Origin of the sequence: Actinomadura physcomitrii (assembly GCF_008923205.2) — a bacterium.
GTDB classification, from domain to species: Bacteria; Actinomycetota; Actinomycetes; order Streptosporangiales; family Streptosporangiaceae; genus Spirillospora; species Spirillospora physcomitrii.
Genome location: NZ_WBMS02000015.1, coordinates 155,503 through 168,786 on the forward strand (window position 1 = coordinate 155,503; position 13,284 = coordinate 168,786).

At 68.5% G+C, this 13,284-nt stretch carries 13 protein-coding genes; 11 read left to right on the forward strand and 2 right to left on the reverse strand.

The window, feature by feature from the left end; genetic code table 11:
* Window positions 1-16: 16 nt before the first annotated feature.
* Both F8568_RS20595 and F8568_RS20600 read right to left on the reverse strand, forming a co-directional pair.
* Window positions 17-931 carry an IS5 family transposase gene (locus F8568_RS20595; protein ID WP_151595217.1) on the reverse strand — a complete coding sequence of 305 codons (915 nt, stop codon included), beginning with the start codon at window positions 929-931 and terminating at the stop codon, window positions 17-19.
* A gap of 103 nt (window positions 932-1,034) precedes the next feature.
* A complete protein-coding gene (locus tag F8568_RS20600; protein WP_151595218.1) occupies window positions 1,035-2,261 on the reverse strand; it encodes a helix-turn-helix domain-containing protein in 1,227 nt (408 codons plus the stop codon).
* A 309-nt stretch (window positions 2,262-2,570) separates the two neighbouring features.
* On the opposite strand from F8568_RS20600, the gene F8568_RS20605 reads away from it, so the two are divergent.
* The 11 genes from F8568_RS20605 (at window position 2,571) to F8568_RS20655 (ending at window position 13,268) form a co-directional block, all read left to right on the forward strand.
* Window positions 2,571-3,539, forward strand: a complete 969-nt coding sequence (locus F8568_RS20605; RefSeq protein WP_202125190.1) for a glycosyltransferase family 2 protein — start codon at window positions 2,571-2,573, stop codon at window positions 3,537-3,539.
* Window positions 3,536-4,771: a methionine adenosyltransferase gene (locus F8568_RS20610; protein WP_160573680.1), complete on the forward strand. Its 1,236-nt coding sequence runs from the start codon at window positions 3,536-3,538 to the stop codon at window positions 4,769-4,771. Before F8568_RS20605 ends, F8568_RS20610 begins: the two co-directional genes overlap by 4 nt.
* Before the next feature lie 16 nt (window positions 4,772-4,787).
* Window positions 4,788-5,690, forward strand: coding sequence for a sugar phosphate isomerase/epimerase family protein (locus F8568_RS20615; protein ID WP_151595221.1), 903 nt, complete (start codon window positions 4,788-4,790; stop codon window positions 5,688-5,690).
* Complete coding sequence (locus F8568_RS20620; protein ID WP_151595223.1) at window positions 5,687-6,805, forward strand: Gfo/Idh/MocA family protein; 1,119 nt, start codon at window positions 5,687-5,689, stop codon at window positions 6,803-6,805. The genes F8568_RS20615 and F8568_RS20620 overlap by 4 nt, the downstream gene beginning before the upstream one ends.
* Complete coding sequence (locus F8568_RS20625; protein WP_151595225.1) at window positions 6,802-7,830, forward strand: Gfo/Idh/MocA family protein; 1,029 nt, start codon at window positions 6,802-6,804, stop codon at window positions 7,828-7,830. The genes F8568_RS20620 and F8568_RS20625 overlap by 4 nt, the downstream gene beginning before the upstream one ends.
* The gene (locus F8568_RS20630) at window positions 7,827-8,735 is read left to right on the forward strand and encodes a nucleoside/nucleotide kinase family protein (RefSeq protein ID WP_151595227.1); all 909 of its coding nucleotides are present in this window, start codon (window positions 7,827-7,829) and stop codon (window positions 8,733-8,735) included. The genes F8568_RS20625 and F8568_RS20630 overlap by 4 nt, the downstream gene beginning before the upstream one ends.
* Window positions 8,732-10,357, forward strand: a complete 1,626-nt coding sequence (locus F8568_RS20635) for a carbamoyltransferase family protein (RefSeq protein ID WP_151595229.1) — start codon at window positions 8,732-8,734, stop codon at window positions 10,355-10,357. Before F8568_RS20630 ends, F8568_RS20635 begins: the two co-directional genes overlap by 4 nt.
* 49 nt (window positions 10,358-10,406) lie before the next feature.
* Complete coding sequence (locus F8568_RS20640; RefSeq protein ID WP_160573681.1) at window positions 10,407-10,871, forward strand: NUDIX hydrolase; 465 nt, start codon at window positions 10,407-10,409, stop codon at window positions 10,869-10,871.
* A gap of 371 nt (window positions 10,872-11,242) precedes the next feature.
* Window positions 11,243-11,533 (forward strand): WXG100 family type VII secretion target, encoded by a 291-nt coding sequence (locus tag F8568_RS20645; protein ID WP_151595232.1) that lies wholly within the window; start codon window positions 11,243-11,245, stop codon window positions 11,531-11,533.
* A complete protein-coding gene (locus F8568_RS50500; RefSeq protein ID WP_151595234.1) occupies window positions 11,518-12,891 on the forward strand; it encodes a PASTA domain-containing protein in 1,374 nt (457 codons plus the stop codon). The genes F8568_RS20645 and F8568_RS50500 overlap by 16 nt, the downstream gene beginning before the upstream one ends.
* The gene (locus tag F8568_RS20655) at window positions 12,888-13,268 is read left to right on the forward strand and encodes a hypothetical protein (RefSeq protein ID WP_151595236.1); all 381 of its coding nucleotides are present in this window, start codon (window positions 12,888-12,890) and stop codon (window positions 13,266-13,268) included. The genes F8568_RS50500 and F8568_RS20655 overlap by 4 nt, the downstream gene beginning before the upstream one ends.
* The last annotated feature ends 16 nt before the right edge of the window (window positions 13,269-13,284 follow it).

The window sequence follows — 13,284 nt, forward strand, 5'->3', positions numbered from 1 at the left end:
AGGGTAGGAGATCGGGCTAGGCCGTGTTTCGAAGTAGGTGGAGCCATTCGTCGATGGTGATGATCTGCAGGATGGCCTGGTAGCGGACGCAGAGCTTGTCGTAGCGGGTGGCCATGGCCCGATGGCGTTTGAGGCGGTTGATGCCGCATTCGACGGCGTGGCGGGCGCGGTAGTCGATCGGGTCGAATGCCGGTGGACGGCCGCCGTGGCTGCCCCGCCGCCGGCGGTGGCCGGCCTGGTCGGCCGGCACTGGGATCGTGGCCGCGATACCGCGTCGGCGCAGGTGAGCACGGATCGCCCTCGACGAGTAGGCCTTATCGGCCCGAACCCGATCGGGCCGGGTCCGGGGGCGCCCCCGTCCGAGCCTGGCGATGCGGATGCCGGCCATCACCGCCTCGAACTGCGGGGCGTCACCACGCTGCCCGGCCGTCACCACCAGCGACAACGCTCGTTGCCCCTGCTCGCACGCCAGATGCACCTTGGTCGACAGCCCACCGCGCGAGCGTCCCAACCCGTGATCGTCCGGCTCGATGCTCGTCCCGCCGGGTGGCTCGCGCTGCAGATCGACTCGTCGGCGGGCACCGGCGGCGTGCTGATGCGCCCGCACGATGGTGGAGTCGACGTTCACCTCCCAGCCGATCAGCCCCAACGCATCGGCCCGGGCCTGCAGGGCGGCCACGATCCGTGCCCAGCAGCCGCTGCGCTGCCAGCGGCGGAACAATCCGTACACCGCCTGCCACGAGCCATAGCAGGCAGGCACATCCCGCCAGGGTGCGCCAGTGCGCACCCGCCAGCGGATCCCGTCGATCAACTGCCGTTTCGTCCACTTCGACGGCCGACCCGGCCCCTTGGGCACCGGCAGCAGCGGCTCCAGGACCGCCCACTGCCCATCGGTCAGGTCAAACCGCCTCGTCACCACTACGCTGGCCACGAGGTCTCCGGGAATCAGGGTCTTCTTGGTCGATGACCCCTGTACCGGAGACCTCACTGCTTTCGTGGCCGGACACGCCGCTCATCCCACTTTGAGACACGGCCTAGATGATGTTCATGCGGCGGGCGAGATCGGCCAGGGAACGGCTGCGCCGGCCGGTGGCTGTGTCGTGGAGCTGGTGGACGAGTTGGCGGCTCATGACGTGGGCGTGGACCTGTTCGGCAGCGCGGCGTTCGGCGGTGAGGAGTTCGCCAATGGCTTCGTCGATCTTGTTCCGGGCGCGGTAGGCGTTGACGACTTCGAGGCTGTGCCGGACGGCGCGTTCGGCGGGCAGGTGGGCGGTGTCGATTCCGGGGATGAGGTCGAGTGCGGTGGGGACGTCTCCGAGTGCCATGGCGGTGGTGACGCGGTGGATGCGCACGTTGGTGGGGCCGAAGGCGGTCCACAGGTGGTTGGCGTCGGCACCGAGCTCTTCGGCGATCTGTTCGGCACGAGCGAGGTAGTCGTTGGCGACGGTGCGGTTGCCGGCTCGGGCGGCGGCGACGGCGCCGGGGAGAAGCAGGGTGCCGTGGATTGATAGGCGCGTGGGTGAGCGGTGCGCGTTCTGGCGTTCGAGGTATCCGGAGGCGTGCTGGGCCATGGCGGCGGCTTCGTCGAGGCGGCCTTGGGATTGCAGGGCGTGGATGACCGAGCGGAACAGGGATCCGATGACGGTGGGATCGGCGGTGCGTTCAGCCATGGTGAGCCCGCGTTGGGCGGCGATCCAGGCGAGGTCGGTTTCGCCGAGTTTGGTGAGGATCATCGCTGCGGATTGGTTGGCCAGCGCGGCGAGCCGGTCCGCTTCGGGCTGATGCTGAGCCTGCGCCTCTCGGGTGGCGAGGTGGGTTTGGGTGAGCAGCGCCGGTAACCGGGCCAGCATCTGTGCGTAGCGCGATTGCTGGTAGGCGGTCATTGCCTCGGCGACGTCTCGGCGGAGGAAGTCGAGGCGAGGCGCTTCCGGCTCCGCGTCGAGGGCGGCCAGCAGCGGCGATAGCTGCCGGTAGTCGGTGAGCGCGGAGCGGATCGGACCGACGTCGAGGGCGGACGGCTCTGCGCGGGTCGGTGTGCTGGGCTGCGGCCCGATGAGGTCGAAGACAGAGATGCGCAGTGCGTCGGCGAGGGCTCGGATGACCGAGAGCCGGTCCAGTGGGGCGCGGTCGTTCTCGATCTTGCTGAGCCAGTCCTCGGTTCGTCCGACCAGGCCGGCCAGGACCTCTTGGGGCATGCCGCGGCGGACGCGGTGCCAGGCCACGCGTTGCCCGGGTGACAGGTCTTGCCAGTGATCGCTCATCACGGATCTCCGCCGAGTGACCCCGGATTTTCTTTCCGGGTGGTGGCCCTCCTGCGGTTCTAACTTCTTGGCGATCGCGCCGCAACGGGTTCGGCGCACAGAGCGAGTTCGGAGGTGGTCACCGTGATGATGACCATGCTGCGGCCCGCCATCGCATCGGTTGGTGATGCTGCCCGTCTGGTGCACACAGCCGGGACGTACGTCGGTGACGTCGTACGTGAACGAGCGCAAAGGTCGTCCGGCCCGCCCCTTGCGGCTCGGCGGGCTGAGGGCTCGGCGTTGGAATGTGCACAGGGCGAGAAGCCGTTGGTGTCGGTGGTCGTCTCGGTACGGGGGAACGCGAACGCGCTGCAAGGCCTGTTGGCCGCGCTGGCGCAACAGAGCTTCGTCGGAAGCAGGCCTGCTGGCCTCGAAGTCGTGATCGTGGACAACAGCCGGCGGGGCCAGTGCGAGGGCGGCGCGGTAGCGGCCCGCTCGTGGCCGTTCCCGGTGCGGGTGTTCCACGAACCGCGTCCGGGCTTGAGCCGGGGACGGAACCGTGGCATCCAGGCCGCGCGGGGCCGTTACGTGGTGCTGACCGACGCCGACATCCGCCCGCGCCCGGGCTGGCTGCAGGCGCTCGTGGCGGCGGTCGGTCAGCATGACGCAGCCGTCGTGGGCGGTCGGGCGGTGACGTCCTATCCCGATGGGACGGCGCTCACGATGGGCTGGGTTGCGGCCCGTCCGCTCGCCGAATGCCACGGCCCGCTGGACTGGCCCGAGAAACTCAGCGACTACGGCTGGCCATATTGGATCGTCGGCGCGAACATCCTCGTCGACCGGCGCGCTTTCGCCCGGCTCGGGCTCCTGCGGACTGACCTGGGGCGTCGCGGTCGGCTGCCACTCGATTGCGAGGACCTGGAGTTCGCCGATCGGGTGAGGCAGGCGGGCCTTCGCGTGGTGATCGAGCCGAAGGCGGTCGTGGACCACGCTGTTGGCCGCGCGCAGACGCGTCCGCGGTGGTTCATCCTTCAGGGCGCCTGCCACGGGCTCTCTGTTGCTCGCATGCGCACGACCGTGCGCGTCCCAGCGCCTGCTATCCGTGCGGGGTTCTCTGACATCGTCGACGTCCTGGCGCTGCTTGCGGCTGCCTGGGCCTTCCTGGACGACGTGCAGCTTGTAGTGGCGCTTCGCGACGCCGTCCGGATCTGCACCTATCACCTCGAACGCGTCCGGCTGGTCCTCACCGGCCGGACGCTGCTCCCACTCAGCTCCACCAATCCGGAGGGATGCACATGAACGTGATCACCGGTACCGGCCTGCCACCCGCTGACCATGCGCTCGAAGTGGTCGAACGCAAAGGCGCCGGTCACCCCGACACGCTGGCCGACGGCGTGGCCGAGGCCGTCTCACGCGCCTACAGCCGCTACTGCCTGGATGAGTTCGGCGCGATCCTGCACCACAACGCCGACAAGACCGCCCTGCTCGGCGGTGCTGCGGACGTCCGGTTCGGACATGGCGAACTGACCGCCCCGATCACCGCACTGGTCAACGGCCGCTTCACCGCCGCTCTCGGTGACGAACCAATTCCTGTTGAGGCGATCATCGAGGCGGCGGTCCAGGATTACCTGGCGGACGCGCTCCCGCGTTTGGACGTCACCCGTGACCTGGTGTTGCGGCCTCGAGTGACCCAGGCGTCCAGCCCGGGCGCGGTGCTGGGCGAGACCGACGCTCAGCAGGCAGGGCGGCGGTTCTGGTTCGCGCCCAGGAGTCTGGACGACCTCGCTGAGCGGGCGCGGCTGTTCGCTAACGACACCTCTGCCGGCGTCGGCTACGCCCCGTCCGGGATCGCCGAGCAGGTCGCGATCGCCGTCGAGGCGGAGTTGACCGACTCTCAGCAGGCCGGTCCCCAGCCGTGGCTGGGGACCGACATCAAGATCATGGTGGTCCGGCACGGCAACCAGGTTCATGTCACCGCGTGTGTGCCGCAGATCGCCGAGCACACCCCCGACCTGTCCACCTACGTCGGACGGCGCGCGCGGCTACGCGAGCTGATCGCCGAGATCGCGCAGGAGACCGCTCCCCACTGCGTGATCGAGGCCGCCGTCAACACCCGCGACAACGACGAGCGGCAGGAGCTGTATCTGACGGCGATCGGCTCGTCGCTGGAGTCGGGCGACGAGGGCGTAGTCGGTCGCGGCAACCGGACCAACGGGGTGATCTCGATGCTGCGGCCCTGGTCCGCCGAGGGGGTGTCGGGCAAGAACCCCGTTTATCACGTCGGCAAGCTCTACAACCTCGCCGCTCAACAGGCTGCCGAACGCCTGCACGCCGAAACCGGCCGAACGGTCGCGGTGGCCCTGGTGTCGCAGTCCGGCCGCGATCTCGACGACCCGTGGCAAACCGTCGTGCAGACCTCCGGCGAGGAGCCGCTGAGCGAACCGCTCGTCCGCAAGGTGATCGCCGAGGTTCTGGCCGGCCTGGACTCGCTGCGTGCCCGGCTGCTGGCCGGCGACCTCGCGACGGCCTGAGCGGAGGCCGACCACCATGCTCACCCACAACGCGGAACCACTTACGTTCGCGGCGTGCCTGAACCCGGCTACCGTGAGCGGCCTGTCGTTCGAGCAGGTCGCTCGGCTGGCCGCCGCCAACGGAATCGGATTGATCGAGGCATCGATCCAGCAGATCGTGGCGTACGGGCCAACCCGGGCCGCCGACCTGCTCGACGAGCTCGGTATCCAGGTCGCAGCCGCGTGCGGACTTCTGCCGGACGGTCCCGTGCTGCCGCATCCGCTGCTTGTCGACCCACCGACCTTCCTGCATGCGGTGGACGGTCTGGAGACCCGGCTGGAAGCGTTTGGCGCGATTGGCTGCCGGGTTGCCACGATCGTGCTCAATCCGCGGACTGACCTGGACGGTTCTTTCGCCCATGACCTCGCCGCCGAGCGGCTCGGGATGCTCGGCGGCGCCTGCGCGGAGCACGGGCTGACGCTCGCCGTCGAACCGGTCGGCGTCCAGGCTGGCCTCCCGCCATGCCTGGACGGGCAAAGTCCGTTCATCACCGGCCTGCAGGAACTCGTGCAGTTCCTCCACGCCGTGGGTGACGTCACTGCAGCGGCGGCCCTGGGGGTGTGCGTGGATTCGTTCCACTGGGCGGCGGCCGGTGCCGATCCCGCGCAGCTGACCGGCCTCGCGCCGTCGAGAATCGCACATGTCCAGGTCGCCGACACGCCCGCGACCGTGACGCCCGAATGCTGGACCGACGAGATGCGGCTGTTCCCCGGCGACGGCACCCTGCCCTGGCCGGAATTTCTCCGCGCACTGACCGACGCCGGATACACCGGGCCGTTGTCCGTCGAGCTGTTCAACCCTGCCCTGCGCCGCCTGCCGGACCACCTGATCGCTCAGCGTGCCCTGAGCGCGGTCACTGACGTTCAGGGCACGCCATGAAGCCCGCGCCGGACGGGCACCAGGACGCGGCCGTGACGCGGCGGCCGTGGCGGGTCGCGGTGGTGGGATGCGGCGGCGCCGCGTACGGCATTCACCTGCCCGTCCTATCCGCCCATCCGGCCGTGGAAATCGCGGCCGTCTACGACCGGGAGATCGGACGCGCCGAACAGGCTGTCTCCCGATTCGGAGGCCGAGTAGCTGCGAACACCGCCCAGTTGCTCGAGGGCGCCGATCTGCTCGCCGTACTCACCGGCGTCCACGAGCCATGGATCGAGGCGGCTCTCGCCGCCGGCGTCCATGTGTTCACCGAGAAGCCGGTCAGCTTGGACCTCGGCCGCACGCGTCGGCTTCGCCGCCAGGCCGACGCCGCCGGGCTGCTGCTGGAAGTGGGCGTCGTCCGGGCATTCGACAGTGCTGTTGCGGAGCTTGGGCGTGAGCTACCCGAGCACGAGCTTCGAGGCGGCTGGATGGTCAAGGCCGACGGGCACGACGCGGCCGCACGCCAGCCCTTTCTCCCACCGGGTGCGGCGCCCTACACCTTCGGAACCGACCGGGAGCCGCCGCCTCCCGCTGTCCTCGGTCCAGTCGGTGGACGCGCCTTGAAGATCTTGTTGTGGCAGGGATACCACCTCCTCACCACGATGGCGCTGACCGTGCCGAACGCCCGGCCTGTCTCCTGCATCCTCAGCCAGGATCGCGCCACCGTTCACGGCATCGTTCGCGCCCCGGACGGGGCAACGATTGCGTGCACGATCGGCTCGGCTCCTCCCAACGTGCACCTCGATCGGGTGACGCTCACCGGCTCGGACACGACCCTCACCGCCGAGTTCCCGACCCCGTACGGGCCAGCGGGTATGGGCGCCGTAGTCGCCCACGGTGCGCGGCAACGGCCGCTCCTCCCTGTCCGAGGCGACGACCTGCCCGCACAACGAATGTGGACGGCCATCGCCGACCGTCTCACCGCCAGTAGCCGACGACGAGCAATTCCTGCAGGCACGGGTCATATCGCCGAGGCCGTCGAACAGCTCGCCTACGGCCTGGCGCGCCTCACCACCGTGAACGACCCCGCATCGAGCACCAGAGAATCCGTCCCCCTGAACTCGGAGCAACCATGAACGACACCAAACCATGGCGCGTGGGGATCGTCGGAGCTGGTCGCATCGTCCGCACCGGGCATCTACCGGCATACGCCCAGGGCCGTGTCCCGGTCGCGGCGATCTGCAGCCAGTCCCGGACCACGGCCACCCATCTGGCCCAGCAGTTCAGAACCGAGTTTCCCGACCTCCGCGTGCACGGCAGCGCGCAGGAGCTGGCCGCCGACCCGGACGTCGAACTGCTCGACATCGCCACCCGGCCCGACGGCCGCCTGGACCTGATCCGCGAGCTACTGCCCTACGGCAAACCGCTCCTGGTCCAGAAACCGGTCGCCTACACCCTGGACGAAGCGAACACGATCGCCCGCGAGGCCGCCGACGCAGGCGTCCAAATCGCGGTCAACCACAATCTGCGCTGGGCGCCGGCCCAACGTCGGCTCCTCGACTGGGTCCGCGCCGGCGAACTCGGAAACCTGGCTCACCTGGCGCACGTCCACCACTTCACCGAGGACGTCGACACCTGGTTCACGCGCCACCCCGGCTACCTGTTTCTCGACCACGGACTGCACTACCTCGATCTCGCACGCCAGATCGCCGGCACCGAGCCGGTCGCCGTCTCCGCCCAGGCCGGCCGCCTTCCCGGCCAGACCGCCCAGTGCCCGCTCTCCTACAGCATCATGCTGGCCTTCGACGGCCCACTCGTCGCCTCTCTCACCCTGCACAACCACACACGCACTTCGCACGCCTGGTCGAGTTCCTGGTATGTCAACGGAGACAAGGCCGACGCCGCCGCCACCTACGCCACCGCGACCCTGCACACCACCACCGGCTCCATCACCCACGCCCCCAGCGGCGAGTGGGTACCCGACGGCATCCTCGGCGCCTACACCGCGTTCACCGCGGCGTTGGACCACGTGACGGCGCCCGAGCACGACCTGGCGGACCATCTGCGGACGCTCGCCCTAGCGTCCGCAGCGCTCGCATCGGCGAACGACCAAGGTGCCTGGAAGGACGTCCCTCCGACGTATGCGAGGAGCGGGCGATGACAGGGCCAACGATCCTCGCGATCGAGGGGCCGCCCGGTGCAGGCAAGACGACACTGCTCGGCGCCCTCGTCCCCGCCTTGCTGGACCGAAGCCTGTTCTTCCCGGAGCCCAACATCAAGACTCGTCCCGTGGGCACCGCCAGCCCACATGTCACCAGCGCGTCCGAAACGCTCTGGTACCTGCGGCAGGAGAAGCGCCGCGCCCTGGCCCTGGACCGAACCGGCAGCACGGCGCAGCACACCGATGCGCTCACGGACGCCCACGTGGTCGTGTGCGACCGCAATCATCTGGGAGTCCTCGCCTACACCTGGGCCGCGCGGAGAAGCGACAGCTTCCCTTACGCCAAAGCCGTCGCCTACTACCAGCGACACATCGCCCCGCTCTGCACCGAAGCCGACCTGCGAACGGTGATCCTCCAGGTGAGCGTCGGCACAAGCCTCGAACGCCGCGGCGGCAGCCCAAGCCACCCGCGCTGGCGGCAATGGTACGACCGCGGCCTGCTGCAGCGACTGGCCGAGTTCTACACCGACAAAGCTCCCGCGCTGTGCCCGCAGCCGCCGCTCATCATCCAGACCGATTCACTCACCCCGGCGACCGTTCTCTCCCTCGTCGCCGATGAACTCAGCATTCGCGGAGCCGCTCCACCTGTCGCCCCGCCCGTCGCCCGAACTCGGCCGGCTGTGGACGACCGATTCACCGAGAAGTACGCCGCCCTCGGCGGTACCGCCACGCTCGGCGAGCCCATCACAACCGCCTTCGCCTACCGCGGCGGCCTGATGCAAATGTTCCAGCTTGCCAGCCTCTTCCGCTCCGACGGCCACACCCGCCTGTGGGACCCCTACCAGGTCCTCGAATCCCACACCGCCGACCTCCTGGAACACCGACTCATGGGAGCGTCCTCATGACCAGCAGCCACCCATGCGTGCTCGGCATCAATTTCGGCCACGACGGCGGCGCCGCACTCCTCACCCCCGACCGCATGGTGGCCATCGGCGAGGAACGGCTGAACCGCCACCGCTACAGCCCCGGATGGCTCAACGCCCTCATGTACTGCCTACGCGCCACCAACCTCGCCCTGGCCGACGTCGACCTCATCGTCGCCAGCTCCTACGGCCGTACCCCCGCCAAGCCGGCCGACACCGGATTCGACCTCCTCGGCGTCCCCATGGAACGAATCACCACCGTCGACCACCACCTGTCACATGCCTACACCGCCTTCTGCCTCAGCCCCTACCAGCGGGCCACGATCCTGGTCACCGACGGCGGTGGCAACAACACCGACACCGAGACCTTCTACATCGCCGATTCCGACGGCATCACCCGGCTCGGCGGCAACGACACCGGACGCCCCAGAGCAGGCGGAATCGGCCCCACCTACGAGGCCTTCACCGAATACCTGGGCTGGTCACCCCAAGAAGCCGGGAAGACCATGGCTCTGGCCTCCTACGGAGATCCGCACGCATACACGGTTCCGCTGTTCGACCTCGATGGCACGCAGGTCCACGGGCGGCTCACCTCCACCCACGCCACCGGCGTCGCCGACCTCGCCGCGCGCACGAACTCCGACTTCGGCCCGCCGGACAGCAAGGGACATGACCAGCACGGCATCAACGCCGCCGCCTACCTCCAACACCACACCGAACAGATCCTCACCGAACTGGCTGAGAAGCTCATCGCCACCACGGGCATCGGCAACCTCTGCCTCGCCGGCGGCGTCGCCCTGAACTGCGTCGCCAACGACCGCCTCCGCCGCCTACCTTCCGTCACCAGCCTCTTCATCCCGCCGCCGGCGTCCGACCGCGGTCAAGCCCTCGGCTGCGCCCTGTACGGACTGCACCGCCTCACCGGCGAACTCCCACGCCGCGCCCTGACCGACGACTCCTTCGGCCGCACCTACGACGACTACGACATCGAGTTGGCTCTCAAACGCGACCCACGCTCGGGCCTCGTCGAGCGAACCGTGGCGCCCTTCACCTGGCGGCGCGACAACGACATCGCCGCCACCGCGGCCCAGCTACTCGCCGACGGCAAACTCATCGGCTGGTTCCAAGGCGGCAGCGAACTCGGCCCCCGCGCACTCGGCCACCGATCCATCCTCGCCGACCCCCGCAGCCCCGCAGGCCGCGACGCGCTCAACCATCGCATCAAGCACCGCGAGCCTTTCCGCCCGTTCGCCCCGGCGATCCTCGAAACCGGCAGCTCCGACTGGTTCGACCTCGACGACACCCGATCACCGTTCATGCTGCTCGCCCCGACCGTCCAACCGGAGCGCGCCAAGATCATTCCAGGAGTCATACACATCGACGGCACCGCACGTGTCCAAACCGTCGATCCGAACGCCAATCAGCGCTTCGCCTCCCTGATCGACAACTTCGGGACGATCACCGGAGTGCCCGTCGTGCTGAACACCTCCTTCAACGACAGCGAACCCATCGTCGAAACCCCGGCCGACGCCCTGGCCACCTTCCAAGACACCGACCTGGACGCCCTGTGCATCGGCGACTACCTCGTGGAAAAGCTGCGCTGACCAGCCGTAAGGCGGAGTCGACCGCCGAGCTTCTGCCACCATGGAGCCCATGACCGATGCCCGGACACGCGACGCCGCTCGCGTGATCGTCCTCGACGAGGACGACCGCGTACTCCTCCTCCGCTACGACGAGGGCCATATCTTCTGGGCCGTCCCCGGAGGGGCTCTGGAGCCCGGTGAGACCCACGCCGCCGCGGCCGTCCGGGAGATCCACGAGGAACTCGGCCTTGAGCATGCCCCGATCGGACCCCAACTCGCCATCCGCACATCGACTCACCCGATCTTCGGCGAGCAGGTCAAGCAGGTCGAGAAGTACTTCATCGCCCGCGTCCGATCAGAGCAAGTTCGTCCAGACGAGGCCACCCAGACCGACGACATCCGCGCCTGGCGATGGTGGGACCTGGACGAACTCGCCCACACAGACCAGACCGTCTACCCGATCGGCCTTGCCGATCTCATCGCTCGCTATCTGACGGAGGGGACACCGGCCGATCCGGTCTCGCTCCCGGCCTAAACGAGCGGCTGGCCCCGCTCGTCCTGATGCTGGACTGGAGAACCCGGCGGTGGTGGTTGCGCACCGTTGGCCAGGACCTCATCGAAGCAGCCGATCGGGCCAGGCTTCGATGACCCGCCGGTTCCTGAACAAACGCTGCGCTGGCAGCTACGCCAGTGGTGGCATGACCGGCTCGGATACTGCGGGCCGCGGCGGACGCCGTGACCAACGCACCCCCAGTCGCCCTTCAAGGATTGAAGTTGTTCGACGTTATCGCAGGTTAGAGGCGGCCGATAGGGATCGGCGAGCATTGTGGGGGTTGCCGGTTATGGCCGAGGCTCAATACCTTTTTCTTCACTTGTCACCTCTAGTGATGGTGGGAGTGGAGCTCGATGCAAATCGAGGCCGATTTTCAAGTGTTCGAGGACACCGAAAGAAGTTTCCGGAACGCGCTGCAGGCACTGAACGGCGTGCTGGCGAAGCTGGAACGGGACCTGAACGTCCACCTTGCCGAGTGGGATGGTCCGGCCCGGCGGGCCTACCAGGAGGCCGCCGACTCCTGGCATGCCTCCGCCCGCGACCTCGCCACCGAACTCGACCGGCTGCATCGCCACGTCGGCCTCGCGCACCGCAACTTCCGTACCGCTCATGAGGCCACACTGCGTATGTGGACGCCGCTGTGACCGACGTCCTGATCACCCCCGCCGTCGTGCAGCAGGCCGCCACCACGTTCGCGACCGAGCAGTGGAACATCGGCGGCGCCTGGGACGCCCTGGCCGCGACGCTGAGCGGCTGCGACGGAATGGCCGGGCACGCACCGGACAAGGCGGCGGTGGCGTTCGCCCCGCACTACACCAGCGCGGTCCAGGGTGCCTGGAGGGCGTTCCGAGCCACGATGCGCAGCGTCGGTGGCATCTCCCTGTGCTTGGGCGCGACCGCGGGCCACTACCTCAGGGCCGATCACCACTCGATTATCAGCACACCGCCGACCATGGGATCGGGTGTGCTGCTCAACCCGCGGGCGCAGCCGTCGCTGCCACCGTGGCAGCTCAGCCGGCAGGTCGGCAAACAGGTCACCACCGACAAGACCATGGCGATGCCGCCGTCGGTGCTGGGGTCGGCGGGGTCCTCGCTCCCGCAGCAGCTCGCCGAGCTGTGGCCCACCGGCGACCCCAGCAAGCTCCGCACCGCCGCCGCGGCCTGGAACGCCGCTCACGACCGGCTGACGGCCTCCACCGGGAAACTCGGCACCGCCATCTACTCGGTCACCGAAGGCAACAACACCCGCGACGCCCGCGCCATCGACGACGTGTGGAGCAAGCTGTACGCCTCATGCAACGACGCCACAGTGCTCCAAGCGCTCCCGGACCTGTGCACGAACATCGCCAACGCCTGCACCAAGTACGCCGACGCCGTCGAGCACGCCCACAACAAGGCCAAATGGGAACTGGTCGGCGCCGGGGTCGTCGGCGTCGTCGTCATTGGGGCCGGCTTGTTCTTCACCCCCGAGACCGGCGGCGCGTCCGACGCCGGCGCGGCGGCCGCCGACACCGCGCTGGCGATGAGCATCCTCGGCCCGATCGCCACCGCACTGCTCGGCACCGTCACCTTGATCGCCGCCGGAGCCCTGGCAGAGCACGTCATCCAGGCCGCCGAGAACAGCGCCGACAAGGCGCCCAACGTCCAACCCAACGACGCCGACACCCAGGGCCTGGAAAGCTCACTCGAAGGAGCCGTCAAAGGCGACCACGACGACATCGGCGCAGCACGCGTCCCCGACCTCAATGGGAAGTCCCTGGACGAAGCCGAGCAGGAACTCGCAGACCAGGGCTTCACCCTGAAGAATGTGACCACGGGAGGATATCGTCATTACAGTAATCCGGACGGGAGTGAGGTCGCGATCAGGCCCGACGGCGAAGTGATCCGGCTGGGCCCGAAGATCGATCCCGGTCCTAACCAGAAGAACTACAAGCCGCGTTACGGACCGGACGGTCTGCGGACGCAGCAGCATTCCACCGGAGAACGGGTGATATTCCCATGACCGTGTTCGACGCCTTCCGCAAGGTGGCCCTGGCCTGCGAGGGCTACGGCATCGAACGCCTCTCGGTGTCACAGACCGAGGAGTCCTGCACGGTTGATCTGCTCCTGCGCTGGGGGCCGGGCAAACCCGATGTCGTGCTCTCCTTCACTGACGTCTACTACCTGGAAGTGGGCAGGCCGCCAGGTTCCGGCGCCATCCCGCTGATGGAACTCGCAGCGACCGTCCTGGAGCCCGGCGACGACCCTTGGCCGGCCGGGCTCAGTATCGACTTGGTTCGGTCATCGTCGTTGCCCCCGCTGCTGTGGTTCCGTGCCGGAGGCATCATCCAAATGAACATCGTCTCCGCCATCGCCACCGCCTACCAAGAGATCGGCTGACTCTGGAGGACCAAGG

What these genes read in the sequence shown, in the direction of transcription:
- F8568_RS20600 (WP_151595218.1), bottom strand. Translation starts at nt 2,261, where the DNA reads ATGAGCGATCACTGGCAAGACCTGTCACCCGGGCAACGCGTGGCCTGG.
- F8568_RS20610 (WP_160573680.1), top strand. Translation starts at nt 3,536, where the DNA reads ATGAACGTGATCACCGGTACCGGCCTGCCACCCGCTGACCATGCGCTC.
- F8568_RS20615 (WP_151595221.1), top strand. Translation starts at nt 4,788, where the DNA reads ATGCTCACCCACAACGCGGAACCACTTACGTTCGCGGCGTGCCTGAAC.
- F8568_RS20620 (WP_151595223.1), top strand. Translation starts at nt 5,687, where the DNA reads ATGAAGCCCGCGCCGGACGGGCACCAGGACGCGGCCGTGACGCGGCGG.
- F8568_RS20625 (WP_151595225.1), top strand. Translation starts at nt 6,802, where the DNA reads ATGAACGACACCAAACCATGGCGCGTGGGGATCGTCGGAGCTGGTCGC.
- F8568_RS20630 (WP_151595227.1), top strand. Translation starts at nt 7,827, where the DNA reads ATGACAGGGCCAACGATCCTCGCGATCGAGGGGCCGCCCGGTGCAGGC.
- F8568_RS20635 (WP_151595229.1), top strand. Translation starts at nt 8,732, where the DNA reads ATGACCAGCAGCCACCCATGCGTGCTCGGCATCAATTTCGGCCACGAC.
- F8568_RS20640 (WP_160573681.1), top strand. Translation starts at nt 10,407, where the DNA reads ATGACCGATGCCCGGACACGCGACGCCGCTCGCGTGATCGTCCTCGAC.
- F8568_RS20645 (WP_151595232.1), top strand. Translation starts at nt 11,243, where the DNA reads ATGCAAATCGAGGCCGATTTTCAAGTGTTCGAGGACACCGAAAGAAGT.
- F8568_RS20655 (WP_151595236.1), top strand. Translation starts at nt 12,888, where the DNA reads ATGACCGTGTTCGACGCCTTCCGCAAGGTGGCCCTGGCCTGCGAGGGC.